Source organism: Streptomyces sp. NPDC058326, assembly GCF_042879855.1.
Taxonomy (GTDB): domain Bacteria; phylum Actinomycetota; class Actinomycetes; order Streptomycetales; family Streptomycetaceae; genus Streptomyces.
The window spans coordinates 467,351-492,998 of sequence record NZ_JBHVZO010000003.1 but is presented as its reverse complement, the minus strand read 5'-3'; the positions used below and the strand labels follow the sequence as shown (position 1 = coordinate 492,998).

Annotated in this window: 24 protein-coding genes and 1 tRNA gene; 13 read left to right on the top strand and 12 right to left on the bottom strand. The window is 71.1% G+C overall.

Features of this window, described 5'->3' with window-relative positions:
- Positions 1-317 precede the first annotated feature (317 nt).
- From acs to ACFVYX_RS07920, 5 genes are all read left to right on the top strand, one after another.
- A complete protein-coding gene (gene acs / locus ACFVYX_RS07940; RefSeq protein WP_389680465.1) occupies positions 318-2,273 on the top strand; it encodes an acetate--CoA ligase in 1,956 nt (651 codons plus the stop codon).
- Between the two features lie 234 nt (positions 2,274-2,507).
- Positions 2,508-3,929 (top strand): Na+/H+ antiporter NhaA, encoded by a 1,422-nt coding sequence (gene nhaA / locus ACFVYX_RS07935; protein WP_389680464.1) that lies wholly within the window; start codon positions 2,508-2,510, stop codon positions 3,927-3,929.
- Between the two features lie 57 nt (positions 3,930-3,986).
- Positions 3,987-4,484 carry a phage holin family protein gene (locus ACFVYX_RS07930; protein WP_389680463.1) on the top strand — a complete coding sequence of 166 codons (498 nt, stop codon included), beginning with the start codon at positions 3,987-3,989 and terminating at the stop codon, positions 4,482-4,484.
- Entirely contained in the window at positions 4,481-5,422 is a 942-nt protein-coding gene (locus ACFVYX_RS07925) for an alpha/beta fold hydrolase (RefSeq protein WP_389680462.1), read from the top strand. Before ACFVYX_RS07930 ends, ACFVYX_RS07925 begins: the two co-directional genes overlap by 4 nt.
- Positions 5,423-5,541: 119 nt before the next feature.
- Positions 5,542-5,739: a hypothetical protein gene (locus ACFVYX_RS07920; protein WP_389680461.1), complete on the top strand. Its 198-nt coding sequence runs from the start codon at positions 5,542-5,544 to the stop codon at positions 5,737-5,739.
- A gap of 61 nt (positions 5,740-5,800) precedes the next feature.
- Here the strand turns inward: ACFVYX_RS07920 and ACFVYX_RS07915 are convergent, their stop codons facing one another.
- The 3 genes from ACFVYX_RS07915 to nth all read right to left on the bottom strand — a co-directional run bounded on the left by ACFVYX_RS07915 (position 5,801) and on the right by nth (position 8,832).
- The gene (locus tag ACFVYX_RS07915) at positions 5,801-7,000 is read right to left on the bottom strand and encodes a MarP family serine protease (RefSeq protein ID WP_389680460.1); all 1,200 of its coding nucleotides are present in this window, start codon (positions 6,998-7,000) and stop codon (positions 5,801-5,803) included.
- Between the two features lie 47 nt (positions 7,001-7,047).
- On the bottom strand, positions 7,048-7,797 hold the full coding sequence (locus ACFVYX_RS07910) for an NUDIX hydrolase (RefSeq protein ID WP_389680459.1): 750 nt from the start codon (positions 7,795-7,797) through the stop codon (positions 7,048-7,050).
- A gap of 69 nt (positions 7,798-7,866) precedes the next feature.
- A complete protein-coding gene (gene nth / locus ACFVYX_RS07905) occupies positions 7,867-8,832 on the bottom strand; it encodes an endonuclease III (protein ID WP_389680458.1) in 966 nt (321 codons plus the stop codon).
- Between the two features lie 359 nt (positions 8,833-9,191).
- On the opposite strand from nth, the gene ACFVYX_RS07900 reads away from it, so the two are divergent.
- On the top strand, positions 9,192-9,866 hold the full coding sequence (locus ACFVYX_RS07900) for a Crp/Fnr family transcriptional regulator (RefSeq protein WP_015034542.1): 675 nt from the start codon (positions 9,192-9,194) through the stop codon (positions 9,864-9,866).
- 81 nt (positions 9,867-9,947) lie between these two features.
- On the opposite strand, the gene ACFVYX_RS07895 is transcribed toward ACFVYX_RS07900, so the two are convergent.
- The 5 genes from ACFVYX_RS07895 to ACFVYX_RS07875 form a co-directional block, all read right to left on the bottom strand.
- Positions 9,948-10,832 carry a prohibitin family protein gene (locus ACFVYX_RS07895; RefSeq protein ID WP_389680457.1) on the bottom strand — a complete coding sequence of 295 codons (885 nt, stop codon included), beginning with the start codon at positions 10,830-10,832 and terminating at the stop codon, positions 9,948-9,950.
- 168 nt (positions 10,833-11,000) lie between these two features.
- Positions 11,001-11,831, bottom strand: coding sequence for an MBL fold metallo-hydrolase (locus ACFVYX_RS07890; protein WP_389680456.1), 831 nt, complete (start codon positions 11,829-11,831; stop codon positions 11,001-11,003).
- On the bottom strand, positions 11,828-12,874 hold the full coding sequence (locus tag ACFVYX_RS07885; RefSeq protein WP_389680455.1) for an NUDIX hydrolase: 1,047 nt from the start codon (positions 12,872-12,874) through the stop codon (positions 11,828-11,830). The genes ACFVYX_RS07890 and ACFVYX_RS07885 overlap by 4 nt, the downstream gene beginning before the upstream one ends.
- Before the next feature lie 97 nt (positions 12,875-12,971).
- The gene (locus tag ACFVYX_RS07880; protein ID WP_389680454.1) at positions 12,972-13,442 is read right to left on the bottom strand and encodes a RidA family protein; all 471 of its coding nucleotides are present in this window, start codon (positions 13,440-13,442) and stop codon (positions 12,972-12,974) included.
- A complete protein-coding gene (locus tag ACFVYX_RS07875) occupies positions 13,439-13,597 on the bottom strand; it encodes a DUF4177 domain-containing protein (RefSeq protein WP_015034547.1) in 159 nt (52 codons plus the stop codon). Before ACFVYX_RS07875 ends, ACFVYX_RS07880 begins: the two co-directional genes overlap by 4 nt.
- Positions 13,598-13,720: 123 nt before the next feature.
- Here ACFVYX_RS07875 and ACFVYX_RS07870 point away from each other — a divergent pair, with 123 nt between their 5' ends.
- Together ACFVYX_RS07870 and ACFVYX_RS07865 are read left to right on the top strand one after the other, a co-directional pair.
- A complete protein-coding gene (locus tag ACFVYX_RS07870; RefSeq protein WP_389680453.1) occupies positions 13,721-14,683 on the top strand; it encodes an ArsA family ATPase in 963 nt (320 codons plus the stop codon).
- A gap of 176 nt (positions 14,684-14,859) precedes the next feature.
- The gene (locus ACFVYX_RS07865) at positions 14,860-16,191 is read left to right on the top strand and encodes an ArsA family ATPase (RefSeq protein WP_389680609.1); all 1,332 of its coding nucleotides are present in this window, start codon (positions 14,860-14,862) and stop codon (positions 16,189-16,191) included.
- Positions 16,192-16,286: 95 nt separating this feature from the next.
- Here the strand turns inward: ACFVYX_RS07865 and ACFVYX_RS07860 are convergent, their stop codons facing one another.
- Entirely contained in the window at positions 16,287-16,631 is a 345-nt protein-coding gene (locus tag ACFVYX_RS07860) for a WhiB family transcriptional regulator (RefSeq protein ID WP_026058363.1), read from the bottom strand.
- Between the two features lie 417 nt (positions 16,632-17,048).
- Here ACFVYX_RS07860 and ACFVYX_RS07855 point away from each other — a divergent pair, with 417 nt between their 5' ends.
- Positions 17,049-19,439 carry a transglycosylase domain-containing protein gene (locus ACFVYX_RS07855; protein ID WP_389680452.1) on the top strand — a complete coding sequence of 797 codons (2,391 nt, stop codon included), beginning with the start codon at positions 17,049-17,051 and terminating at the stop codon, positions 19,437-19,439.
- Here the strand turns inward: ACFVYX_RS07855 and ACFVYX_RS07850 are convergent.
- A complete protein-coding gene (locus ACFVYX_RS07850) occupies positions 19,354-19,818 on the bottom strand; it encodes a GatB/YqeY domain-containing protein (RefSeq protein ID WP_389680451.1) in 465 nt (154 codons plus the stop codon). The genes ACFVYX_RS07855 and ACFVYX_RS07850 overlap by 86 nt on opposite strands.
- Before the next feature lie 74 nt (positions 19,819-19,892).
- Between ACFVYX_RS07850 and ACFVYX_RS07845 the strand changes: the two genes are divergently transcribed.
- Both ACFVYX_RS07845 and ACFVYX_RS07840 read left to right on the top strand, forming a co-directional pair.
- Positions 19,893-20,831 (top strand): metallophosphoesterase, encoded by a 939-nt coding sequence (locus ACFVYX_RS07845; protein WP_389680450.1) that lies wholly within the window; start codon positions 19,893-19,895, stop codon positions 20,829-20,831.
- A gap of 202 nt (positions 20,832-21,033) precedes the next feature.
- Positions 21,034-21,107 (top strand) — tRNA-Pro (locus tag ACFVYX_RS07840).
- Between the two features lie 328 nt (positions 21,108-21,435).
- Here ACFVYX_RS07840 and eno read toward each other — a convergent pair.
- Positions 21,436-22,743 carry a phosphopyruvate hydratase gene (gene eno, locus ACFVYX_RS07835; RefSeq protein WP_389680449.1) on the bottom strand — a complete coding sequence of 436 codons (1,308 nt, stop codon included), beginning with the start codon at positions 22,741-22,743 and terminating at the stop codon, positions 21,436-21,438.
- 158 nt (positions 22,744-22,901) lie between these two features.
- Here eno and ACFVYX_RS07830 point away from each other — a divergent pair, with 158 nt between their 5' ends.
- Both ACFVYX_RS07830 and ACFVYX_RS07825 read left to right on the top strand, forming a co-directional pair.
- Positions 22,902-23,324 carry a MarR family winged helix-turn-helix transcriptional regulator gene (locus ACFVYX_RS07830; RefSeq protein WP_389680448.1) on the top strand — a complete coding sequence of 141 codons (423 nt, stop codon included), beginning with the start codon at positions 22,902-22,904 and terminating at the stop codon, positions 23,322-23,324.
- Positions 23,325-23,399: 75 nt separating this feature from the next.
- On the top strand, positions 23,400-24,617 hold the full coding sequence (locus tag ACFVYX_RS07825; protein WP_389680447.1) for a sensor histidine kinase: 1,218 nt from the start codon (positions 23,400-23,402) through the stop codon (positions 24,615-24,617).
- A 56-nt stretch (positions 24,618-24,673) separates the two neighbouring features.
- Here ACFVYX_RS07825 and ACFVYX_RS07820 read toward each other — a convergent pair whose 3' ends face one another.
- Positions 24,674-25,552 (bottom strand): glycosyltransferase family 2 protein, encoded by an 879-nt coding sequence (locus tag ACFVYX_RS07820; protein ID WP_389680446.1) that lies wholly within the window; start codon positions 25,550-25,552, stop codon positions 24,674-24,676.
- Positions 25,553-25,648 lie beyond the last annotated feature (96 nt).

Below are 25,648 nucleotides of genomic sequence, written 5' to 3'. Positions count from 1 at the left end.
GTCCCCGCGCGTCCTGAACCCTCCGGGTCCCCGGCCGGAGTCCGCGCGTCCTGAGCCTCCCGGCTCCCCCGCGCCCTCTGAAGCTCCCCGGCCGGAGTCCGCGTGCCCTGAACCTTCCGGCTCGCCCGTCCGTGAGACTGTGTGGCCCCTTCTCCCACCGCTCGGGAACACCGCCCGGGAAGAAGGGGCCCCCGCACGTCATTTGCCCCACAGGTCTAAACCAATTGTCCGGAGGCTCTTGTCACCCGGGCATCTGACTGATGAGGTATGACGCGGGACACATACGCACAGAGGACGCCCTGGGAAAGGGAGATGTCGTGAGCAACGAAAGCCTGGCCAATCTGCTTCGGGAAGAGCGTCGGTTTCCGCCGCCCGCCGAGCTGGCCGCGCACGCCAACGCGACGGCGGAGGCGTACGAGCAGGCCAAGGCGGACAGGCTGGGCTTCTGGGCCGAGCAGGCCAAGCGCCTGACCTGGGCCACCGAGCCGACCGAGACCCTCGACTGGTCGAACCCGCCGTTCGCCAAGTGGTTCGCCGACGGCGAGCTGAACGTGGCGTACAACTGCGTCGACCGCCACGTCGAGGCCGGTCACGGCGACCGGGTCGCCATCCACTTCGAGGGTGAGCCGGGCGACAGCCGCGCGATCACGTACGCCGAGCTCAAGGACGAGGTCTCCAAGGCGGCCAACGCCCTGACCGAACTGGGCGTCCGCAAGGGCGACCGGGTCGCGGTCTACCTGCCGATGATCCCCGAGGCGGCCATCACGATGCTGGCCTGCGCCCGTGTCGGCGCCGCCCACTCGGTGGTCTTCGGCGGCTTCTCGGCCGACGCCGTCGCCTCCCGTATCCAGGACGCCGACGCCAAGCTGGTCGTCACCGCCGACGGCGGCTACCGCCGGGGCAAGCCGAGCGCCCTCAAGCCGGCCATCGACGAGGCCGTCGCGAAGTGCCCGCAGGTCGAGCACGTCCTGGTGGTCCGCCGTACGGGCCAGGAGACCGCGTTCACCGAGGGCCGTGACGTGTGGTGGGACGACATCGTCGCCCGCCAGTCCGCCGAGCACACCCCGGAGGCCTTCGAGGCGGAGCACCCGCTCTTCATCCTCTACACCTCGGGCACCACGGGGAAGCCGAAGGGCATCCTGCACACCTCCGGCGGCTACCTCACCCAGGCCGCTTACACCCACCACGCCGTCTTCGACCTGAAGCCGGAGACCGACGTCTACTGGTGCACCGCCGACATCGGCTGGGTCACGGGGCACTCGTACATCGTCTACGGCCCGCTGGCCAACGGCGCGACGCAGGTCATGTACGAGGGCACCCCGGACACCCCGCACCAGGGCCGGTTCTGGGAGATCGTGCAGAAGTACGGCGTCACGATCCTCTACACGGCGCCCACCGCGATCCGTACGTTCATGAAGTGGGGAGACGACATCCCCGCCAAGTTCGACCTCTCCAGCCTCCGTGTCCTCGGCTCGGTCGGCGAGCCGATCAACCCCGAGGCCTGGATCTGGTACCGGGAGCACATCGGCGCCGGGAAGACCCCGATCGTGGACACCTGGTGGCAGACCGAGACCGGCGCGATGATGATCTCGCCGCTGCCGGGCGTCACCGAGACCAAGCCGGGCTCCGCGCAGCGCCCGCTGCCGGGCATCGCGGCGACCGTCGTCGACGACGAGGCGAACGAGGTGCCGAACGGCGGCGGTGGCTACCTGGTCCTCACCGAGCCGTGGCCGTCGATGCTCCGCACCATCTGGGGCGACGACCAGCGCTACATCGACACGTACTGGTCCCGCTTCGAGGGCAAATACTTCGCCGGTGACGGCGCCAAGAAGGACGACGACGGCGACATCTGGCTGCTCGGCCGGGTCGACGACGTCATGCTCGTCTCCGGTCACAACATCTCGACCACCGAGGTCGAGTCGGCCCTCGTCTCGCACCCGTCCGTGGCCGAGGCGGCCGTCGTCGGCGCCGCCGACGAGACCACCGGCCAGGCGATCGTCGCGTTCGTGATCCTGCGCGGTACGGCGAGCCAGGACGACACCCTCGTCGCCGAGCTGCGCAACCACGTCGGCGCGACCCTCGGCCCGATCGCCAAGCCGAAGCGGATCCTGCCGGTGGCGGAGCTGCCCAAGACCCGCTCGGGCAAGATCATGCGCCGCCTGCTGCGCGATGTCGCCGAGAACCGGGAGCTGGGTGACGTCACCACGCTGACCGACTCCTCGGTCATGTCGCTCATCCAGACCCAGCTGCCGGCCGCTTCCAGCGAGGACTGAGCCCCGGCCGTACGTCGCGGACGCCCGCCCCGAGCTTCTGGGGGCGGGCTTTTCCGTCGCCGCACCCAGCGGGACGAAAAGGGCAGATCTCCCTAGAGTGAATCCCGCCGGACACGACCCGCGCTCGTTAGGTAAAGTAAAGATCGCGTCAGTGACGCGACAAGAAGAACCTAGGTGCGCCGGGAAGTCTGGTCGGCATGAGCTTTGCCCTGCCCACCGACCGGAGGTTCACCCGTGGCCGCGCCCGCACCCACCGACCGTGACGACCGCAAGCGGGACGACCGCAGATTCCTCGGCCGTCTCTCCCTGCCCGAGCGGCGCTACCTCGCCGACGCCCTGCGCACCGAGACCGTGGGCGGCGTACTGCTCCTCGTCGCCGCCGTCGCCGCCCTCGTCTGGGCCAACACCCCGCTGAGCGACAGCTACGAGTCCGTCAGCGACTTCCACCTGGGCCCCGCCGCCCTCGGCCTCGACCTGTCGATCCAGCACTGGGCGGCCGACGGCCTCCTCGCGGTCTTCTTCTTCGTCGCCGGCATCGAGCTCAAGCGCGAGCTCGTCGCGGGCGAGCTGCGCGACCCCCGGGCCGCCGCGCTCCCCGTCATCGCCGCGCTCTGCGGCATGGCCGCGCCCGCCCTCGTCTACGTCCTGGTCAACGCCGTCGGCGACGGCTCGATGGACGGCTGGGCCGTGCCCACCGCGACCGACATCGCCTTCGCGCTCGCCGTCCTCGCCGTCATCGGCACCTCACTGCCGTCCGCGCTGCGCGCCTTCCTGCTCACCCTCGCCGTCGTCGACGACCTCTTCGCGATCCTGATCATCGCGGTCTTCTTCACCAGCGACCTGAACTTCGCCGCGCTCGGTGGCGCCTTCGCCGGACTGCTCCTCTTCTGGCTGCTGCTCCGCAAGGGCGTCCGCGGCTGGTACGTGTACGTGCCGCTGGCCCTGGTCATCTGGGGCCTGATGTACAACAGCGGCGTCCACGCCACCATCGCCGGCGTGGCCATGGGCCTGATGCTGCGCTGCACCACCCGGGAGGGCGAGGAGCACTCCCCCGGCGAGCACATCGAGCACCTCGTACGCCCGCTCTCGGCCGGCCTCGCCGTGCCGCTGTTCGCGCTCTTCTCCGCCGGCGTGAGCATCTCCGGCAAGGCGATCGGCGACGTCTTCACCCAGCCGGTCACCCTCGGCGTGGTCCTCGGCCTGGTCGTCGGCAAGGCCATCGGCATCTTCGGCGGCACCTGGCTCGCCGCCCGCTTCACCAGGGCCGAACTCAACCCCGACCTGACCTGGCCCGACGTGTTCGCCGTCGCCACCCTCGCCGGCATCGGCTTCACCGTCTCGCTCCTCATCGGCGAACTCGCCTTCGAGGGGGACGCCGCCCTCACCGACGAGGTGAAGGCGGCCGTCCTGATCGGCTCGCTCATCGCCGCCGTCCTCGCCTCCGTCCTGCTGAAGCTGCGCGTCCGCAGGTACCAGGCGATCTGCGCGGCCGAGGAGCGCGACGACGACGAGGACGGCATCCCCGACATCTACGAGGAGGACGACCCGGAGTACCACCTCCGGATGGCCGCGATCCACGAAAGGAAGGCCGCCGAACACCGTCAGCTCGCCCGAGCGGCGGGGGCACCGCGCGACGAGGCCGACCGTCCGGCATGATCTGATGCGGACCGCGTAGAAGAGAACCCGGACCGCAGAAGAGAAGAGGGAGCACCGATGAGCGACCCGTTCTACGGAACCGAGCGCAGCCTCGGCCAGCTGGTCGCCTCGGCGACCGCCGAGATGTCCGCGCTGGTGCACGACGAGATCGCCCTGGCCAAGGCCGAACTGCGGCAGGACGTCAAGCGCGGGGGGATCGGCAGCATCCTGGGGATCGGCGCCCTCGTGGTGCTGCTGTTCTCGCTGCCGATGCTGAGCTTCGCGCTCGCGTACGCCATCAACACCTGGACCGGCGGGCACAACGGCAACGGGGGCTGGAACCTCGTCTGGTGCTTCCTGCTGTCCTTCGCCTTCAACGTGCTGGTCGCGGTCCTCCTCGGGGCGATCGCGTACGCCCAGATCAAGAAGGTGAAGAAGCCGGAGAAGTCCATCGCCTCCGCCAAGGAGACGGCCGCGATCATGCAGAACGCGAAGCCGCACCCGCGTCCGGAGCCGAACAAGGCGCTGGAGAAGGCGCTGGACAGGTCTCCCGCTGTGGCACGCTCGTCCGTATGACCCTTCCCGAGAGCAACGGCAACGGCGGGCCCGTACGGCTCGACGGGCCCTGGACCCATCGCGACGTGGCCGCCAACGGCGCCCGCTTCCACATCGCCGAGATGGGCGACGGCCCGCTGGTGCTGCTGCTGCACGGCTTTCCGCAGTTCTGGTGGACCTGGCGCCATCAGCTGCCCGTCCTCGCGGAGGCCGGGTTCCGGGCCGTCGCGATGGACCTGCGCGGCGTCGGCGGCAGCGACCGCACGCCCCGGGGTTACGACCCCGCCAACCTCGCCCTCGACATCACGGGTGTCATCCGCTCCCTCGGCGAGCCGGACGCGGCGCTCGTCGGGCACGACCTCGGCGGGTACCTCGCCTGGACGGCGGCCGTGATGCGGCCCAAGCTGGTGCGCCGGCTCGTGGTCTCCTCGATGCCGCACCCGCGCCGCTGGCGCTCGGCCATGCTCTCCGACTTCGCCCAGACGCGGGCCGGTTCGCACGTCTGGGGCTTCCAGCGGCCGTGGCTGCCGGAGCGTCAGCTCGTCGCCGACGACGCGGCGCTGGTCGGGGAGCTGATCCGGGACTGGTCGGGTCCCCAGCCCCGTGGCGCGGCGGACGACGAGGCGGTCGAGGTGTACCGGCGGGCGATGCTCGTCCCGTCGACGGCGCACTGCTCGATCGAGCCGTACCGCTGGATGGTGCGCTCGCTCGCCCGCCCGGACGGCGTCCAGTTCAACCGGCGCATGAAGCGGCCGGTGCGGGTGCCGACGCTCCATCTGCACGGCTCCCTCGACCCGGTGATGCGGACGCGGAGCGCGGCGGGGTCGGGCGAGTACGTGGAAGCGCCCTACCGCTGGCGGCTCTTCGACGGTCTCGGTCACTTCCCGCACGAGGAGGACCCGGTGGCCTTCTCCACGGAGCTCGTCAACTGGCTGAAGGACCCCGAGCCCGACCGCTGACGGCCCGTCGCCCCCGGAGGCGTACAGACTTCCTTCGAACGGCCATGTGCCCGGCGCATACTCCAATTGGCGGGCCCCCGGGAGGTTACCGACCTTGGGCCACGGGCAGAGGTCGAAGTATGGGCTGGACGCACGACTACGGTGACACGACAGCACGCAACCGCCGCTCGGCCGCCGCGCCGAGTTCTCGCGAGGGGGGTGGACCGCCGGAGCCCGGCGGCTCGCACACCGTGCCAGAGGTGGGGATCTCGCTCATTCTGCGCCGCCGGGCCCGCTGGGTCTCGGCCCGGCTCCGGCATCCCCGCGACACCCCTTAGCGGGGCCCGTGGCCACAGGACCTGACGGGGCCGGGGCTCCAGAGCTCGGCCGGACCGGGGACTACAGGGCGCAGGCCTGGGTGTCGACCTGCTGGTCGGCGGCCCGGCCACGCTCGATGTCCTCGCGGATCTCGTCGACCGTCAGCGCGTAGCCGGTGTTCGCGTCGTCGAGGGAGCGGGCGAAGATCACCCCGGACACCTTGCCGTCCTCGGTGAGGAGCGGACCGCCGGAGTTGCCCTGGCGGACCGTCGCGTACAGCGAGTACACGTCCCTGCGCACATCGCCACGGCGGTAGATGTCGGGTCCGTCCGCGTGGATACGGCCCCGGACGCGCGCCGAGCGCACGTCGTACGAGCCGTTCTCGGGGAAGCCGGCGATGATCGCGCCGTCGCCGCTCCTGGCGTCGTCGGCGGCGAAGGTGAGCGGGGTGGCCCTGAGGCCCGGCACGTCCAGGACGGCGATGTCGCGCTGCCAGTCGTAGAGGACGACCTTGGCGTCGTAGAGCTTGCCTTCACCGCCTATCTGCACGGTCGGCTCGTCGACGCCTCCGACGACGTGGGCGTTGGTCATGATCCGGCGGTCGGCGAAGACGAAGCCGGTGCCTTCGAGGACCTTGCCGCAGCTCTGCGCGGTGCCGACGACCTTGACGATGGACCGCTGGGCGCGTGCGGCGACCGGGCTCCCGGCGAGCGCCGGGTCGGGCGGCGGGACCGGCGTGATCGGCTCGTCGGCGAACGGGCTGAAGACCGGGGGGAAGCCGCTGCGGGCCAGGGTGGAGCCGAAGTCGTCGAACCAGCGCGACGCCTGATCCGGCATCACCTCTTCCACCCCGAGGAGCACCTTGGAGCTCCGTACCTCCTTGCCGACGGTGGGCATGGAGGTCCCGGCGAGGGCGGAGCCGATCAGCCAGGCCACGAGCAGCATCGCCACGACGTTGACCAGGGCGCCGCCCGTGGCGTCGAGAGCGCGCGCGGGCGACCAGGTGATGTGACGGCGCAGCTTGTTGCCGAGGTGGGTGGTGAAGGCCTGGCCGACCGAGGCGCAGACGATGACGATCATCACGAAGACGACCGTCGCCGTGGTCGAGACCTCGCTGTTGTCGGTCAGCTGGTTCCACAGGACCGGGAGCAGCAGAACGGCGACGAGACCGCCGCCGAGGAAGCCGATCACCGACAGGATGCCGACCACGAATCCCTGGCGGTAGCCGATGATCGCGAACCACACGGCGGCGAGCAGCAGCAGGATGTCCAGCACGTTCACCGTCAATTGCCTCGCAGATTCGTTTCCGGTCGCCGGGGTTCAGCCTGTCATGACCGCCAGTCGAGCGGGACCTGCCGGGACCGGTCCCAGGGCCGCTCCCAGCCGGAGAAGTGCAGCAGCCGGTCGATCACTCCGGCGGTGAAACCCCAGACCAGAGCGGACTCGACCAGGAACGCAGGGCCCCGGTGGCCGCTCGGGTGGACCGCCGTCGCGCGGTTCGCCGGATCCGTGAGATCCGCCACGGGGACGGTGAAGACCCGGGCGGTCTCTCCGGGGTCGACGACCCCGACCGGGCTGGGGGTGCGCCACCAGCCGAGGACCGGGGTGACGACGAAGCCGCTGACCGGGATGTAGAGCCGGGGCAGCACCGCGAAGAGCTGGACACCCGCCGGGTCGAGCCCGGTCTCCTCCTGGGCCTCGCGCAGGGCCGCGCGCAGGAGCCCGCCGTCCGCCGGGTCGCCGTCCTCGGGGTCGAGGGCGCCGCCGGGGAACGAGGGCTGGCCCGCGTGGGAGCGCAGGCTGCCGGCCCGCTCCATGAGCAGCAGCTCGGGGCCGTGCTTCCCCTCGCCGAAGAGGACGAGGACGGCGGACTGCCGCCCGGCGCCGCTGGCGGGCGGCAGGAAGCGGCTCAGCTGCTCGGGCGCGACCGTGCGGGCGGCCCGGTCGACGGGGCCCAGCCAGTCGGGCAGCCCGTCACGGCTGAGCAGTCCGTGGGCGTCGTCGTCCTGGACATGGCCGGCCTGGACGTCGCCGTCGCGGACGTCCTCGCCGTGGATCTCTTCGTCAGTGCGCGTCATAGGCACCCCCGTTTCCACAACGCCGTCGATGGACGGGTTCGTTCCCCGGGCCTGCGGGGCGGCGCGGGCTCACTCGCCCGCGCCCAGCGGGGGCGCCGGACGGCCGGGGTAGCCGGGCGGTGGGCTGAGCCGCTGGCCCGGGAAGCCGCCCTTCTCGTACTTGAGCAGCTTCCGCGCCTTCTCGGGGTCGGTCTCGCCTTCTCCGTACGCGGGGCAGAGGGGGGCGATCGGGCAGGCGCCGCAGGCCGGCTTGCGGGCGTGGCAGATCCGCCGGCCGTGGAAGATCACGCGGTGCGAGAGCATCGTCCACTCGCTCTTCGGGAAGATCTCGGCGACCTCGGCCTCGATCTTCACCGGGTCGTCGGACTCGGTCCACTTCCAGCGCCTGGCCAGCCGCATGAAGTGGGTGTCCACGGTGATGCCGGGGACCCCGAAGGCGTTCCCGAGGACGACGAAGGCGGTCTTGCGGCCGACGCCGGGGAGCTTGACGAGGTCGTCGAGGCGGCCGGGCACCTCGCCCCCGAAGTCGTCCCTGAGGGCCGCGGCGAGGCCCATGATCGACTTGGTCTTGGCGCGGAAGAAGCCGGTGGGGCGGATGAGCTCCTCGACCTCCTCGGGCACGGCGGCGGCGAGGTCCTCGGGTGTGGGGTACTTCGCGAAGAGGGCGGGCGTGGTCTGGTTGACCCGCAGGTCGGTGGTCTGCGCCGAGAGGACCGTGGCCACGAGCAGCTCGAAGGGGCTGCGGAAGTCGAGCTCCGGATGGGCGTACGGGTAGACCTCGGCGAGCTCGCGGTTGATCTTGCGGGCCCTGCGGACCATCGCGAGCCGCGACTCGGGCTTGGCGGGCTTGGCGGCCCTGACGGCCTTGCCCGGATCGGCTGCCTCGGCGGCCTTGACCGACTTGGCGGCATTGGCGGCCTTGACCGGCCTGGAGACCTTGGCGGCCTTGACCGGCTCGGCGGCATTGACCGGCTCGGCCGACTTCACGGATGCGGGGACCTTCGGCGGCTCGGCGGGCTCCACGGGCACGGCCATTCCCGGCTCTGCGGGCTCCACGGGCGCGGCCTTTCCCGGCTCTGCGGACTTCGCGGGCTTCCGATTCGCGGCTTTTGCCCGTTTCGACACGCCGCGTTCGCCCACGGCGGAATTACCTTCGGCGGACACTCTTCCAGCCCCCTTGGCCTGCGCTCTCACCGGCGAGTTGGACACCCGGCCAGCCTAGGGGCCCCCACCGACATCCGCCCCGGTCGTGGCCGATCAGCCCCCAATCGGGCCCCTGGCGTACGGACGGGCGGCTCGGTACGTCAAACTTGTTGTGATTGATCGCACTGTTTTGTACGTCCGGCATCATGGGACGCAGGTCCCTGAGCAGGTCGACAGTATGGAGAGAACTCGTGGACGACGTTCTGCGGCGCGCCCCGCTCTTCGCGGCGCTCGATGACGAGCAGGCTGCCGAGCTGCGCGCCTCGATGAGTGAGGCGACGCTCGCCCGTGGCGACGCGCTCTTCCACGAGGGCGACCCCGGCGACCGCCTGTACGTGGTGACCGAGGGCAAGGTGAAGCTGCACCGCACCTCCCCCGACGGCCGGGAGAACATGCTGGCCGTCCTCGGCCCCGGCGAGCTCATCGGCGAGCTGTCGCTGTTCGACCCGGGCCCGCGCACCGCGACCGCGACCGCGCTGACCGAGGTCAAGCTGCTCGGCCTGGGCCACGGCGACCTCCAGCCCTGGCTGAACGCGCGGCCCGAGGTCGCCACCGCGCTGCTGCGCGCGGTCGCCCGCCGCCTGCGCAAGACCAACGACCAGATGTCCGACCTGGTCTTCTCCGACGTGCCGGGCCGTGTCGCCCGCGCGCTCCTCGACCTGTCGCGCCGCTTCGGCGTGCAGTCGGAGGAGGGCATCCACGTCGTCCACGACCTCACCCAGGAGGAGCTCGCCCAGCTGGTCGGCGCCTCCCGCGAGACGGTCAACAAGGCGCTCGCCGACTTCGCCCAGCGCGGCTGGCTGCGCCTGGAGGCCCGCGCCGTGATCCTCCTCGACGTGGAGCGCCTCGCGAAGCGCTCGCGGTAGAGCCCACCGCATCGCCGTACGTGAAAGGGCCGCCCGGCCATCGGACCGGGCGGCCCTTTCACGTACGGACGAACCGTCGGGTCAGCGCTTGGAACCGTCCACGATCACCGGGGCCGAGGCGCCGTTCGCGCAGGGCACGGTGTAGATCGGGTTCTTCGCCGCGGCCTCCTTGAACGCGTCGATGCACTGGTTCATCAGGACCCTGTCCGTCAGCGAGTCGTTGAGGATCTTGTTGGCGCGGGCGATGCCCTCCGCCTCGATCCGGCGCCGGTCGGACTCGGCCTTGGCGGTACGGGCGGCCTCAAGGGCGCGCTCGGTCGCCTGCTGCTGCTGGATCTTGCGGTCGATCTGGCCCTGAAGGGCCTCCGAGGGCTTCACGTTCCGCAGGTTGACCGTGGTCACGTCGATACCGCGCGGGACCAGGCGCTCCTTGATCAGCACGCCGATCTCGGCGTTGATCTTCTCGCGGTCGGTGGCGTATCCCTGCTCGCTCGTGTAGCGGGCGAAGACGTTACGGACGATCTCCCGGCTGTCGGGGTAGACGAGCCGCTGCTGGATGGCGTCCTCGCTGCCCGCGAGCTTGTACAGCTCGACGGACTTCGAAGGGACGACGGCCCACTTGACCGTGACCTCGACGTCCATGACACCGCCCTGCGAGGAGCGGACCTCGACGACGTCCTTGTCGGAGAGGTTGAGGTCGACGGGGCGGGTCGAGAACGTCGTGACGTCGGTGAAGGGCGACTTCACGTGCATGCCGGAGGTCATGGGCGAGCCGACCTTGCCGAAGGCGACCGGCACACCGACCTCGTAGGCGCTGATCACGTACGTCATGCTGACGACCAGCGAGAAGAGGCCGGCGACCACCGCGCCGACGGCGCCCAGCTTCAGCCCCTTCGAGTCGTTGGAGCGGGCGACGAAGTAGAGCACCACTGCGGCGATGAGCAGCAGGATGGCAATGACGAACACGGGCGTTCCCCCCGAAAGCTACGGCCAGAAGTAAGCGGAGCGTAAAGCACGGGTCAAGAACGCCGAAGGGGAGGGGGCCGCCTCGGGACAGGATCGTGACGTCCCAGGGCCCAGGCCCGGGCCGTCCTACCCGGGCCTGGACCGTCCCGCCCGGGCCCGCCACACCCCCTACGCCAGGCCGCGCTCTCGCAGGTACTCCAGCTGGGCCCGTACGGACAGCTCGGCCGCCGGCCACAGCGAGCGGTCCACATCCGCGTACACATGGGCGACGACCTCCGCCGCCGTCCGGTGACCGTTCTCCACCGCCGTCTCGACCTGGGCGAGCCGGCTCGCCCGGTGCGCGAGATAGAACTCCACGGCCCCCTGTGCGTCCTCCAGGACCGGCCCGTGCCCCGGAAGCACCGTGTGGACCCCGTCGTCGACGGTGAGCGAGCGGAGCCGCCGCAGCGAGTCCAGGTAGTCACCGAGCCGCCCGTCCGGATGGGCCACCATCGTCGTCCCGCGCCCCAGGATCGTGTCCCCCGTGAGCACCGCCCGGTCGGCGGGCAGGTGGAAGGAGAGCGAGTCCGACGTGTGGCCGGGCGTCGGGACGACCCGCAGCTCCAGACCGCCGACCGTCACCACGTCCCCCGCGCCGAGCCCCTCGTCGCCGAGCCGCAGCGCCGGGTCGAGGGCCCGTACGGCCGTCCCTGTCAGTTCGGCGAAGCGGCCCGCGCCCTCCGCGTGGTCCGGGTGGCCGTGGGTCAGCAGGGTGAGCGCGATCCGCTTGCCGAGCTTCTCGGCGGTCGCGATCACGTCGCGCAGATGGGTGTCGTCGAGCGGACCGGGGTCGACGACCACGGCGAGATCGGATCCGGGCTCGGAGAGGAGCCAGGTGTTGGTGCCGTCGAGGGTCATCGCGGACGGGTTCGGCGCGAGGACGTTCACGGCGCGGGCGGTCGCGGGACCGGAGACCACGACTCCGCGCGGCTGGCCGGGCAGGGCGGCGGCGTCGCTCATCGTTCGCCACCCACCGGGATGATCTTGGTGAACTCCTCGTGGCCCGGCCAGCTCAGGACCAGCTCGTCGCCCTCCAGACGCGCCCGCGCGAGCACCGGGGTCAGATCCTGCTCCGAGGCGCCCGCGAGCGCCTCGGCCGCCGTGCCGTACCGCTCCAGGGCACGCAGGGTGGAGATCGTCGGCGGCATCATCGTCAGCTCGCCCCGGTCGTAGCCGGCGGCGGCCTCCGCCGGTCGGATCCAGACGGTCCGGTCGGCCTCCGTGGAGGCGTTCCGGGTGCGCTGCCCAGCCGGAAGGGCGGCAACGAAGAACCAGGTGTCGTAGCGGCGCTGTTCGAATTCCGGCGTGATCCAGCGGGCCCACGCGCCGAGCAGATCGGAGCGGAGCACGAGCCCCCGCCGGTCCAGGAAGTCGGCGAAGGACAGCTCGCGGGCGACGAGCGCCTCCCGGTCCCGCTCCCACTCCTCGCCGGTCGTGTCGCCGACGACGCCCTCCCCGGTCTCCCCTGCGAGCAGAACGCCCGCCTCCTCGTACGTCTCGCGCACGGCGGCGCAGACCACGGCCTGGGCCTGCGCGGGGTCGTCGAGGCCGAGCCGGGCCGCCCAGGCCTCACGGGAGGGCCCCGCCCAGCGCACGGGCTGCTCGTCGCGGGGGTCGACACCGCCGCCGGGGTAGGCGTACGCGCCGCCCGCGAAGGCCATGGAGGTGCGGCGGCGCAGCATGTGGACGTCGGGTCCAGCGGCCCCGTCGCGCAGGAGCAGGACGGTCGCGGCGCGCCGGGGGGTCACCGGGGTGAGTTCGCCGGCGGCGAGGGCGCGGATACGGTCGGGCCACTCGGCCGGGTACCACTGCCCGTTCGCCCGCCTCGGCCCGCCGGACGGCTCGGGCCGCCCCGACGGCTCCGACGGACTCGGCTGCTCGGACGAGGCCGACGGACTCGGCTGCTGCGACGACTCCGAAGGCTCCGACGGACTCGGCTGCCCGGACTGACCGCTCGCCTTGTCCGGCTGACCACTCGCCTGCTTCGGCTGACCATTCGACATGGCCGGATGCTATGCGCAAGCACCGGAATGCACGAGAGCCGATCCCCTCGCGCGGAGGGAACCGGCTCTGCGTCGCGTACGGACGTACGGCAGGCGGTCAGGCGTCGGCCAGTTCCACCTGGACCTCGACCTCGACCGGGGCGTCGAGCGGCAGCACGGCCACACCGACGGCGCTGCGCGCGTGCACGCCCTTGTCGCCGAGGACGGCGCCGAGCAGCTCGCTGGCGCCGTTGATGACGCCCGGCTGCCCGGTGAAGTCGGGGGCGGAGGCGACGAAGCCGACGACCTTCACGACCCGCTTGATCCGGTCCAGGTCACCGGCGACCGACTTCACGGCCGCGAGCGCGTTCAGCGCGCAGGTGGCCGCGAGCTGCTTGGCCTCCTCGGCGGTGACCTCGCCGCCGACCTTGCCGGTCAGCTGGAGCTTGCCGTCCACCATCGGGAGCTGGCCCGAGGTGTAGACGTACACACCGGACTGCACGGCCGGCTGGTAGGCGGCCAGCGGCGGCACGACCGCCGGCAGGGTCAGGCCCAGCTCGGCGAGCTTCGCCTCGACGGCCCCGCTCACGACTTGGCCCGCTTCAGGTAGGCCACGAGCTGCTCGGGGTTGTTCGGCCCGGGCACGACCTGGACGAGCTCCCAGCCGTCCTCGCCCCAGGTGTCCAGAATCTGCTTGGTCGCGTGCACCAGAAGCGGCACCGTGACGTACTCCCACTTGGTCATGGGCCCGACTGTATCCGCTGCCGCGCGGCTGCCCTTCGAGGCGGCCCCCGAAGCGTCCCCTAGGGAGCTTCTCCGGGGCGGCCACCTGATTGGGTATCGCCGCCAGTGGTTAGGCTCGACAACGTGAGCAGGCTCCAGGTCGTCAGCGGCAAGGGCGGTACCGGTAAGACGACGGTCGCCGCCGCCCTCGCCCTCGCCCTCGCGACGGAGGGCAAGCGCACCCTCCTCGTCGAGGTCGAAGGCAGACAGGGCATCGCACAGCTCTTCGAGACGGAAGCCCTTCCGTACGAGGAGCGCAAGATCGCCGTCGCGCCCGGCGGCGGGGAGGTGTACGCGCTGGCGATCGACGCCGAGCGCGCGCTCCTCGACTACCTCCAGATGTTCTACAAACTGGGCGGGGCGGGGCGGGCCCTGAAGAAGCTCGGCGCGATCGACTTCGCGACGACGATAGCGCCGGGCGTACGGGACGTCCTGCTGACCGGCAAGGCCTGTGAGGCGGTCCGGCGGCGCGAGAAGCACGGCGGCCACACGTACGACCACGTGGTCATGGACGCGCCTCCCACCGGCCGCATCACCCGCTTCCTCAACGTCAACGACGAGGTGGCGGGCCTGGCGAGGATCGGTCCGATATACAACCAGGCGCAGGCCGTCATGCGGGTTCTCAAGTCCCCGGAGACGGCGGTGCATCTGGTGACCCTCCTGGAGGAGATGCCGGTCCAGGAGACGGCGGACGGCGTCGCGGAGCTCCGGGGCGCCGAACTGCCCGTGGGCCGCGTCGTGGTGAACATGGTCCGGCCGCACGTCCTCGACAAGGCGGCGGTACGGGCCGCCTCCGGCGACCACCGGGAGGCGATCGCCGGGGCGCTGGCCTCCGCCGGCGTCACGGGCGGCACGACGCTGGTCGAGCCGCTGCTCGACCAGGCGGCCGAGCACGCCCGGCGGGTGGAGCTGGAGCGGGCGCAGCGCGCGGTCCTGGACGGCATCGGCGTCCCGTCGTACGAGCTCCCCTTCCTGGGGGACGGGGCGGACATCGCGGGGCTCTACCGGCTGGCGAAGGAACTGCGGAGGCAAGGGGTGGGCGCGTGACGGAGAAGGCAGCCGGCCCCACCGAGGGCGGTCTCGACACCGTTCCGGTCGTGGACGCCGAAGCGATTCCGGTCCTGGAGACCGACCCGGCTCCGGTCGTGGACTCCGAAGCGATTCCGGTCCGGGGAACCGACTCGGCCCCCGTCTCGCACGGGCCTGACGCCGTGCCCGCCCCCGTGCCCGCCCCCGGGCTCGACGCCGTGCCCGCCCCCGGGCTGGACGCCGTGCCCGTCCTCGAGCTCGATCCGCTGATCGACGACCGGGGCACCCGCATCATCGTCTGCTGCGGCGCCGGCGGGGTCGGCAAGACGACGACGGCCGCGGCCCTCGGCGTACGGGCGGCGGAGCGCGGCCGGCGGGTCGTGGTCCTCACCATCGACCCGGCCCGCCGCCTCGCCCAGTCGATGGGGATCGACTCCCTCGACAACACCCCGCGGAAGGTCGACGGCATCAAGGGCTCGGACGGCGGTGAACTGCACGCCATGATGCTCGACATGAAGCGGACCTTCGACGAGATCGTCGAGGCGCACGCGGAGCCCGACCGGGCGCGGGCGATCCTGGAGAACCCCTTCTACCAGTCCCTGTCCGCCGGATTCGCCGGTACGCAGGAGTACATGGCGATGGAGAAGCTGGGTCAGCTCCGCGCCCGCGACGAGTGGGACCTGATCGTCGTGGACACCCCGCCGTCCCGGTCCGCACTGGACTTCCTTGACGCGCCGAAGCGGCTCGGGTCGTTCCTCGACGGGAAGTTCATCAAGCTGCTCATGGCGCCGGCGAAGGTCGGCGGCCGGGCCGGGATGAAGTTCCTCAACGTCGGCATGTCGATGATGACGGGGACCCTGGGCAAGCTGCTCGGGGGTCAGTTCCTCAAGGACGTCCAGACGTTCGTCGCGGCGATGGACACGATGTTCGGCGGCTTCCGCACCCGCGCCGACGCCACGTACAAGCTGCTCCAGGCCCCGGGCACGGCCTTCCTCGTGGTGGCCACGCCGGAGCGGGACGCGCTGCGCGAGGCCGCGTACTTCGTGGAGCGGCTGGCCGCCGAGGAGATGCCACTGGCCGGTCTCGTCCTCAACCGGGTCCACGGCAGTGGTGCCGCCCGCCTTTCGGCCGAGCGGGCGCGGGCCGCCGCGGAAAATCTTGAGGAGGGGCGCATTGTGGATCAGGGGGGCGGGAAAGCTGATCGCAGTGGCTCCCCGGCCACGGAGCACGAGCCGTTCGACCTCGCCACCGCCGCCGCAACTCCCGTACCCGAGGCTGCCCCCACAGCCGATCCGGCACAGGAAACCGACGTGGACGTACGACATCTCACCGCGGGACTTCTGCGCCTGCATGCCGAGCGCATGCGGGTGCTCGCGCGTGAGCAGCGCACGCGTGACCGCTTCACGGCACTCCACCCCGAGGTGGCGGTGACCGAAGTGGCGGCCCTGCCCGGCGATGTGCACGACCTCGCCGGGCTGCGGGCCATCGGTGACCGGCTCACGGCCGGTCGGAGACCTTCGGCCTGACCGAGGCTCCCGAGCCCGTCCACGACGCGTCGGACACACTCCGGGACTCCGGGGTCTGTTCGACCCTGGTCCCGGTCCGACGGACAGGACAGTTCCTAGCCGACCGCGGCGTACGCCTCGTACGTCGCGTCGTCCTCCATCGCCACGGGCAGCAGGCCCGCTCCCCGCTCGTACTCCGTGCGCGCGGTCTCAAGCAGCCGGCGCCACGAGGTGACGGTCGGCCTGCGGCGCAGCAGAGCACGGCGCTCGCGCTCCGTCATGCCGCCCCACACACCGAACTCCACGCGGTTGTCGAGGGCGTCGGCGAGGCACTCGGTCCGCACCGGGCATCCGGTGCACACCGCCTTTGCCCTGTTCTGTGCCGCTCCCTGCACGAAAAGTTCATCCGGATCGGTAGTGCGGCAGGCCGCCTGCGCACTCCAGTCAGCTACCCAGCCCATACCGGCGCCGTCCTCTCCCGAATCGAGGCTCCCCCACGGCGGCAGCGGCATATTCACCGCTGCCAGTTGGGACGTTACGGAAGGTGGGCACAGCGCAACACCCCCTTCGGGCCCAATCTTGGATGGCCCGAACGGACTATGCGTGCGCGTCAGATCACCCAGGGGAGTGATCGAAGGACATGCGTGTGATAGCGGACATATCGCCTGGATACGCCCTTCCTCGACGGTCCCACATCGGGGCACCGTGTGACGCATGAGCCGGAAACGGACACGAGGTTCCCCTGTTTCGGGGTCAGGGGAATTCATGTCGATGTCACACCCGGGTCTTGATGCCAGACCGCACTGCTGTGACAGTTGGGAGCAGCTTAGGCCAAGGCATATACGTGTGTCCGGTGAATGAGAACGTAGGCTGCCCCCATGGCAAAGAAGCGCTCGGGCGGTGGTCTGACCGGGACCCAGCAGGCCGCCAAGTTCCTTGGTGTCAGTGTGCTCGCGGGAGCCGTGCTGGCAGGGATCGCCCTGCCCGCGGCCGGGGCACTCGGGCTGGCCGCGAAGGGCACGGTCGAAGGGTTCGACGAGATCCCCTCCAACCTGAAGACCCCACCGCTGAGTCAGCGCACCACGATCCTCGACTCCGAGGGTGGTCTCCTCGCCACGGTGTACTCGCGGGACCGGAAGGTCGTGCCGCTGGAGAAGATCTCCCCGTACATGCAGAAGGCGATCGTCGCGATCGAGGACGGCCGCTTCTACGAGCACGGGGCCATCGACCTCAAGGGCGTGCTGCGCGCGATCAACCGCAACGCGCAGGAGGGCGGAGTCGCGCAGGGCGCGTCCACGCTGACCCAGCAGTACGTGAAGAACGTCTTCGTCGAGGAGGCCGGTGACGACCCCGAGAAGGTCGCGCAGGCCACCCAGCAGACCATCGGCCGCAAGGTCCGCGAGCTGAAGTTCGCGATCCAGGTCGAGGAGGAGCTGGGCAAGAAGAAGATCCTGGAGAACTACCTCAACATCACCTTCTTCGGGCAGCAGGCGTACGGCATCGAGGCCGCCTCCCAGCGGTACTTCTCCAAGCACGCCGCCGACCTGAGCCTGGGCGAGGCGGCGATGATGGCCGGCCTGGTCCAGTCGCCGAGCCGTTACGACCCGATCAACGACATCCAGGAAGCCACCAAGCGCCGCAACGTGGTCCTCCAGCGGATGGCCGACGTGAAGGACATCAGCCAGGCCGAGGCGGACAGGGCGAAGGCGGCCCCGCTCGAACTGAAGGTCAAGACCCCGCGGAACGGCTGCATCACCGCCGTCGACGGCGCCGGCTTCTTCTGCGACTACGTCCGCAAGACGATCCTCTCCGACCCGGTCTTCGGGAAGACGGCCGAGGAGCGGCAGAAGCTGTGGAACCTGGGCGGCCTCACCGTCAGGACCACGCTCAGCCCGAAGGCGCAGGCCGCGACCAACGAGGCCGCCGTGGCCAAGGTCAACAAGGACGACGGGGTCGCCACCGCCGTCGTCCAGGTCCAGCCGGGCACCGGCAAGATCCTGTCGATGAGCCAGTCCCGCCCGTACGGCCTGGACCAGAAGCAGCACCAGACAACGCTCAACCTCGCCGTCGGCAGCAAGATGGGCGGCACCACGTACGGCTTCCCGGTCGGCTCGACCTTCAAGCCGATCACGGCGGCCGCCGCCCTGGAGAAGGGGCTGAGCCCGGCGCAGACCTTCGACACGCCGTGGAAGATCACCATGCGGGAGAGCGACTTCACGCGCTGCGACGGCAGGCCGGCGGGCAACCTCGACTGGCCGGTCCAGAACGAGCTCAAGTCCGAGAAGGGGGCGTACGACATGACGAGCGCCCTCGGCAAGTCCATCAACACCTACTTCGCCAAGCTGGAGCAGATGGCCGGCCTCTGCGAGACGCTGACGATGGCGAAGAAGGTCGGCTACGAGCGCGAGCTGGGCAAGCCCATCAGGCAGAGCCCGTCCGCCACGCTCGGCAGCCTGGAGAGCACCCCGCTCGACATGGCCTCCGTCTACGCGACCTTCGCCAACCGCGGCATGTACTGCACCCCGGTCGCGATCGAGTCGGTCAAGGCCGCCAACGGCGACAAGCTGAACGTGCCGCAGACGAAGTGCACGCGGGCGATGAGCGAGCACACCGCCGACGTCATCAACCAGATGCTGAAGGGCGTGGTCGAGGACGGCACCGGTACCCGGGCCGGCCTGAGCGACCGGGACAACGCGGGCAAGACCGGTACCACCGAAGGCCGCAAGGACGCCTGGTTCGTCGGCTACACGCCGAACCTGTCGACCGCCGTCTGGGTCGGCGACGACGTCGGCAAGCGTGACGAGATGTTCGACATCACCATCGGCGGCGTCTACTACGACAAGGTCTGCGGTGGCTGCCTCCCGGGCCCGATCTGGCGGATCGCGATGACGGGCGCGCTGGACGGTGAGAAGCCGACCTTCAACATGGTCTCCGTGCCGAGGGCCGAGAAGCCCAAGGACAAGGAGGGCGACGCGGCCCCGAACAAGCCGGGGAAGCCGGCCGACGGCAAGCCGGGCGACACCAAGCCCCCGGCCAACCCGTTCCCCGGGATCACCATCCCGCCGGACATGCTGGGGGGGGGTACCGGCCCGGCCCGCGGCGCACACCCGTGCCGCACCCAAACGCGTGTGGGCCCCCCACCTGGTGGGGCGCCCTCTCTCGTACTCTCCTCGGCTTCGCCGGTCAGCCCGCGAGCAGCTTCCTCACCGAGGCGGCGACCCGCCCGCCGTCGGCCTGGCCGGCCACCTTCGGGTTCACGATCTTCATGACGGCGCCCATGGCACGCGGCCCCTCGGCGCCCGCCGCCTTCGCCTCCTCGACGGCCGCCGCGACGATCCCGTCGAGCTCCTCGTCGCTGAGCTGCTTCGGCAGGTACGCGTCGAGGAGGACGCCCTCCGCCTTCTCCCGCTCGGCGGACTCGTGACGGCCGCCCTGGGCGAAGGCTTCCGCGGCCTCGCGGCGCTTCTTCGCCTCCTTGGCGATCACCTTCTGCACCTCGTCGTCGGAGAGTTCGCGCTTGGTCTTGCCCGCGACCTCCTCCTTGGTGATCGCGGTGATGGTCAGCCGCAGGGTCGAGGAGCGCAGTTCGTCGCGCTCCCGGATCGCGGCGTTGAGGTCGGCCTGGAGCTTCGCCTTCAGCGTGGTCATGGGGCCAAGTGTGTCAGGTGGTCCGCCCCACCCGCCCGCGCATTTACGCCTCACGGGTCTGCGACGATGGGGGGATGCGCGCACGGTACGGGATCCCCCTGAAGATCACGGCAGGTCTCACGGCGACGGCCGCCGCCGGAATCGTCTACGCGGCCGGCTTCGAGGCCCGCTCGTTCCGGCTCCGCCGTGTGACGGTGCCGGTGCTCCCCCCCGGCATGAGCGACCTACGGGTCCTCCAGGTCTCCGACATCCACATGGTGAGCGGCCAGCGCAAGAAGCGGGCCTGGCTCCACTCCCTCGCGGGGCTCCGCCCGGACCTCGTCGTCAACACCGGCGACAACCTCTCCGACCCGGACGCGGTGCCGGAGGTCCTCGACGCGCTCGGCCCGCTGATGGAGTTCCCCGGGGTGTACGTCTTCGGGTCCAACGACTACTACGGGCCGAAGCTGCGCAACCCCGCCCGCTACCTGATGGAGAAGGCGCAGGGCCGCCACGGCCTCAACGGCAACAAGCCCGTCGTCGGCGCCGTCCACAACCCCTGGGAGGGGATGCGGGACGCCTTCGACGCGGCGGGCTGGGTCAACCTCACCAACACCAGGGGCCGGCTCAAGCTGCCGCAGGCGGACCTCGCGTTCACCGGCCTCGACGACCCGCACATCAAGCGCGACCGGTACGAGCGGGTGGCCGGCGGCCCCGACGAGACGGCCGACTTCACCATGGGCGTCGTCCACGCCCCCTATCTGCGCTCGCTCGACGCCTTCACGGCCGACGGCTACGAGCTGATCCTCGCCGGGCACACCCACGGCGGCCAGCTGTGCGTCCCCTTCTACGGGGCGCTCGTCACCAACTGCGACCTGGACACCGACCGCGTGAAGGGGCTCTCCACCCATATGGCCGCCGGCCGGACCTCGTACCTCCACGTCTCCGCGGGCTGCGGCACCAACCGGTACACGCCGATCCGCTTCGCCTGCCCGCCCGAGGTCACGCTGCTCACCCTGACGGCCCGCGTCTGACCGCGTACGGTGCTCCCACCGCGCCCGCCCCGCCCAACGCCGCCGTCCTCGGCGCCCGCCTTCTCCGCCCTGGGCCTCGCGATCACCGGCCTGGACAGCGTCCGACCTGTGCCGCGCCCCCCGAATACCGGATTTCGTCTCAGCGCGCGCGTGGGCTAAAGTAATCGATGTCGCCGCGACGTGAACCACAGAGCAGCGACATCGGGGTGTAGCGCAGCTTGGCAGCGCGCTTCGTTCGGGACGAAGAGGTCGTGGGTTCAAATCCCGCCACCCCGACGCTGAAGTACCAGATCGGGACCATCTAGTAACGTTACTAGCTGGTCCCGATCTGTTTTGCGTGTCTCTCTGCGTGACTACTGCTCCCCGCGTCTCTTCGGTTGCAGCGGATCGCCGCCGAAGATCCCGTCCTTGACCACGGCACCGGTCTGGATCACGGGCGGCCGGATCCGCTTCCGGTAGACCTCCTCGGTCACGGCCGTCCCCGCACCTCGTTCGGGACGAAGAGTTCGTGGGTTCGCATCCCGCCGCCCCGGCAGCCGTAGGGCCAGGTCAGGGGCCTGATTCGAGAAATCGGGTCAGGCCCCTGACTGGTTTGGTCGCCGGTTCAGGCGTGGTGCAGTGCCGAGCGGCCGGCGAAGTGGGCCCTGGTGCCCAATTCCTCTTCGATTCTGATCAGTTGGTTGTACTTCGCCGTGCGGTCGGAGCGGGACAGTGAGCCGGTCTTGATCTGGCCGCAGCCGGTCGCCACCGCCAGGTCCGCGATGGTGGTGTCCTCCGTCTCGCCCGAGCGGTGTGACATGACAGCCGTCCAGCCCGCCTCGTGGGCCGTGGCCACCGCGGTCAGGGCCTCGGTCAGGGTTCCGATCTGGTTGACCTTGATCAGGACCGAATTGCCGACGCCGGTGCGGATGCCCTCGCGCAGCAGCGTCTCGTTCGTGCAGAACACGTCGTCGCCGGTGAGCTGGCAGCGGTCGCCGACGCGGGCGGTCAGCTCGCGCCAGCCGTCCAGGTCGTTCTCCGCCATCGGGTCCTCGATGGAGACGACCGGGTAGGCGTCGATGAGCCGGGCCAGGTGGTCGGCGTGCTCGGAGGGGGTGCGGCGTACCCCCTCGCCCGCGTAGTCGTACACCCCGTCGCGGAAGAACTCCGACGACGCCGGATCCATGACCAGGCCGATGTCCGCGCCGGGGCGGTAGCCGGTGCGCTCGATGGCGGCCATCACGAAGTCGAGCGCCTCCTCGGCGGTACGGAGTGCGGGCGCGAAGCCGCCCTCGTCGCCGACGCCCGTGGAGTGCCCGGCGGCCAGCAGGTCGCGGCGCAGGGTGTGGAAGACCTCGCTGCCCATGCGGACGGCCTCGGCGAAGGTGTCCGCGCCCACGGGCGCGATCATGAACTCCTGGAAGTCCAGCGGGTTGTCGGCGTGGGCGCCGCCGTTGACGATGTTCATCATCGGCAGCGGCAGGAGGTGGGCGTCGGCGCCGCCGAGGTAGCGGTAGAGGGGCAGGCGGTGGGCCGCCGCGGCGGCCTTGGCGGCGGCGAGGGAGACGCCGAGGATGGCGTTGGCACCGAGCCGGGACTTCGTGGCCGTACCGTCGAGGGCGACGAGCGCGGAGTCGAGACCCGCCTGGTCCGCCGCGTCCCGGCCGCGCACCGACGCGGCGATCTCCCCGTTGACGTGGGCCACCGCGCGGTCGACGCCCTTGCCGTGCCAGCGCGCGGAGTCTCCGTCGCGCAGTTCCACGGCTTCACGGGCACCGGTGGAGGCGCCGGAGGGGACAGCCGCGCGCCCTAGGGATCCGTCCGTCAGGACGACGTCGACCTCGACCGTGGGGTTGCCCCGGCTGTCGATGACGCGGCGGGCGGTGACGGTCTCGATGGTGGCGTCGGTGATTCCGACGGCCTGTGCGGACATGGGAGTTCCTTCCCGTTGTCGTGTGCCGTGCCCTGGCTGCGACAGCGCTGGCGCTGAGCCCGACACCCGAACAGTACAGCAATGCTGTGCAGTTTTGCTGTACAGCATTGCTGTGCAGATTGGGTGCACACCCCGCCGACCAGGGGGTAAGGTGCCCTATGCCCACCTCGGAAGCCGCCGCCATCGCCGCTGAACTGCGCACCGCGATGGGCAAGCTCCTCCGGCGCGTCAAGAACGAGGACCGCATCCCGCTGGGCCAGGCCGCCGTGCTCGGCGCGCTCGACCGCAACGGCGCCATGACCACCAGCGACCTCGCCGCCGATCAGCGCGTACGCCCCCAGTCGATGGCCCGGGCCGTGGGGCTCCTCATGGACCAGGACCTGATCACCCGCCGGGCGCACCCCACGGACGGCCGCAAGTCGCTGGTCGAGCTCTCGGAGGCGGGCCGGGCCGCGCTCGAAGCGGAGCGGGGGCGCAGGGCGGGGTGGCTCGCGCAGGCCATCGAGGCCGAACTCACGGATGAGGAGCAGGCCTTGCTGGCCCGGAGCGCCGCCCTGCTGGAGCGGCTCGCCACCCGCTAGGGCGGGTCCGTTGCTGCCGATATGAGAGGTTTGCTCCGTTCATCCTGATCGGCGAACGGAGAGGTGCGGCACGGCATGGCGTGGTGGGGCGGTACGGAGGCGGCGGCGGGCCCGGAGTGGGGCGCCCGGACGGCGGACGACGAGGCCCGCTGGTTCCAGGTCCTGCTCCATGTGGGCTTCTTCCTGCTGCTCGGCTCCTCGCTGACCCGCTTCCTGATGCGGCACACCGGAGACGGGACCGCCCCCTGGGTGATCACGCTCGCCGCCGTCCTCGCCGTGCTGTACGTGGCCGAGCCCGCGCTCGCCACCGACCGGACCCGCCGGCAGCTCTGGCTGGGCGTCTGCTCGGCGGCCTGGATCGCGATCGTGTTCCTCGCCCCGAGCTTCGCCTGGTGCTCGATCCCCCTCTTCTACCTGGGGCTGCGCCATCTGCGGCCGCCGGTCGCGGCCTGCTACATCGGCATGCTCACGGTGGTCTCGGTCACCGCGCAGCTGCGACTCGCCGGCCGCTTCGAGTTCGACATCGTGCTCGCCCCGCCGGCCGTCGCGGCGATCTGCGTCGCCGTCTTCGTCCGCATGAACCAGCAGACCGAACGGCAGCGCGAACTGATCGCGGACCTGGTCCGCACCCGGAGCGAACTCGCCGCGACCGAGCGCCGCGAGGGCACCCTCGCCGAGCGGCAGCGGCTTTCCATGGAGATCCACGACTCCCTCGCCCAGGGCCTGTCGAGCCAGCAGATGCTGCTCCAGGCCGCCGACCGCACCTGGCGGTCGGACCCCGAGACGGCCCACCGGCACGTGCGCGCGGCCGGTGCGATCGCCGAGCGCAACCTCACGGAGGCCCGCCGCTTCGTCCACGACCTCGCCCCGGCCGACCTCGCCGGGGGCGGCGGCCTGGACGAGGCGCTGCGCACCCTGGCCCGCCGGGAGTCCACCGCCGGGCTGACGGTCCGCTGCCACATCGAGGGCGTCCCGGCCCGCCGGCTGCCCGACCGGGCACAGTCGGCGCTGCTGCGGATCGCGCAGGGCGCGCTGGCGAACGTACGGGAGCACGCGGACGCCAGTACCGCCACGCTCACCCTCACCTACCTCGACGACCAGGTGGTCCTGGACGTCGCCGACGACGGCCGGGGCTTCGATCCGGCTGCCCTCGGCGCGGACGGCGGGGTGCGGGGCCACGGGCTGCCGGCCATCCGCACCCGGGCCTCCCAGCTCGGCGGCACGCTGACCGTGGAGTCGGCGCCCGGCGAGGGCACGGTGCTGTCGGCCGCCGTCCCGCTGGCGGCGACCTGATCGGACCGCCTGAACATGACCCGAAAGATACGGCCCGGACCCCGACGAGACGCCCCCTAGATCACCGGCGGGCGGCCCAGGCGGGTCATGCGGCGGACCGTCGACCAGCTCATGGGGTGACGGGGGCCGCCGGAGCGGCGGACGCCCTCCGCGAAGCCGGCGAACCAGGCCGCGAGGCCCGGCAGGGAGCGGGTGCGGGCCAGGGTGAGCAGGGTCCAGACGGCCAGGTAGACGGGGACCAGGAGGGCGGGCAGGTTGCGCTTGGCGAGCCAGACGCGGTTGCGGGCGGTCATCCGGTGGTAGACGGCGTGCCGGGCCGGGCTGGTCTTCGGGTGCTGGAGGAGGAGAGCCGGCTCGTAGATGACCTTCCAGCCCGCGTCGAGGGCACGCCAGGCCAGGTCGGTCTCCTCGTGGGTGAAGAAGAACTCCTCCGGCCAGCCGCCGATCTCGTCGAGCATCCGCATCGACAGTCCGTGACCACCGCCGAGGAAGGTCGTGACCTCCCCGCCACGCATCGGGTCCTTCGCCCCGAGGCGCGGGACGTGGCGCCGCTGCGTCTCGCCCGTCTCGTCGGCGATACGGAACGACACGACGCCCAGGGCCGGGTCCCCCTCGTACAGGTCGGCCAGGCGGCGGAAGACGTCCGTGTCGACGAGCAGACCGTCGTCGTCCAGGTCCACCAGCACATCGACGTCGCCGAACGCGCGCAGGGTCTCGATGGCGACGTTCCGGCCGCCCGACACACCCCGGTTCTCCGGCAGTTCGACGCCGGTCACACCCTCCGGGAGCTCCGGGAGCGTCCCGGTGCCGTTGCCGACGACGACGATCCGGGCTGCGGGTTCGTCCTGCCGGGCCACGGCGTCGAGCAGCGCCCGCAGCTCGACCGGGCGCGTGCCCATCGTCAGTACCGCCACACCCACACGAGGTCGCGTCACGACCCACTCCGTTCCACGCTCACCGGCGTCCGCCGGCACTCACTCCGGGCCGCGATGCTAACCGGACGACGCCATCTCTCGTTCACCCGGACCACG

Excerpts from the sequence above, each read along its gene's own strand:
- ACFVYX_RS07930 (WP_389680463.1), top strand. The coding sequence starts at position 3,987 with ATGAGCGACCCGTTCTACGGAACCGAGCGCAGCCTCGGCCAGCTGGTC.
- ACFVYX_RS07925 (WP_389680462.1), top strand. The coding sequence starts at position 4,481 with ATGACCCTTCCCGAGAGCAACGGCAACGGCGGGCCCGTACGGCTCGAC.
- ACFVYX_RS07920 (WP_389680461.1), top strand. The coding sequence starts at position 5,542 with ATGGGCTGGACGCACGACTACGGTGACACGACAGCACGCAACCGCCGC.
- ACFVYX_RS07910 (WP_389680459.1), bottom strand. The coding sequence starts at position 7,797 with ATGACGCGCACTGACGAAGAGATCCACGGCGAGGACGTCCGCGACGGC.
- nth (WP_389680458.1), bottom strand. The coding sequence starts at position 8,832 with ATGGCCGTGCCCGTGGAGCCCGCCGAGCCGCCGAAGGTCCCCGCATCC.
- ACFVYX_RS07890 (WP_389680456.1), bottom strand. The coding sequence starts at position 11,831 with ATGAGCGACGCCGCCGCCCTGCCCGGCCAGCCGCGCGGAGTCGTGGTC.
- ACFVYX_RS07885 (WP_389680455.1), bottom strand. The coding sequence starts at position 12,874 with ATGTCGAATGGTCAGCCGAAGCAGGCGAGTGGTCAGCCGGACAAGGCG.
- ACFVYX_RS07875 (WP_015034547.1), bottom strand. The coding sequence starts at position 13,597 with ATGACCAAGTGGGAGTACGTCACGGTGCCGCTTCTGGTGCACGCGACC.
- ACFVYX_RS07860 (WP_026058363.1), bottom strand. The coding sequence starts at position 16,631 with ATGGGCTGGGTAGCTGACTGGAGTGCGCAGGCGGCCTGCCGCACTACC.
- ACFVYX_RS07855 (WP_389680452.1), top strand. The coding sequence starts at position 17,049 with ATGGCAAAGAAGCGCTCGGGCGGTGGTCTGACCGGGACCCAGCAGGCC.
- ACFVYX_RS07850 (WP_389680451.1), bottom strand. The coding sequence starts at position 19,818 with ATGACCACGCTGAAGGCGAAGCTCCAGGCCGACCTCAACGCCGCGATC.
- ACFVYX_RS07845 (WP_389680450.1), top strand. The coding sequence starts at position 19,893 with ATGCGCGCACGGTACGGGATCCCCCTGAAGATCACGGCAGGTCTCACG.
- eno (WP_389680449.1), bottom strand. The coding sequence starts at position 22,743 with ATGTCCGCACAGGCCGTCGGAATCACCGACGCCACCATCGAGACCGTC.
- ACFVYX_RS07830 (WP_389680448.1), top strand. The coding sequence starts at position 22,902 with ATGCCCACCTCGGAAGCCGCCGCCATCGCCGCTGAACTGCGCACCGCG.
- ACFVYX_RS07825 (WP_389680447.1), top strand. The coding sequence starts at position 23,400 with ATGGCGTGGTGGGGCGGTACGGAGGCGGCGGCGGGCCCGGAGTGGGGC.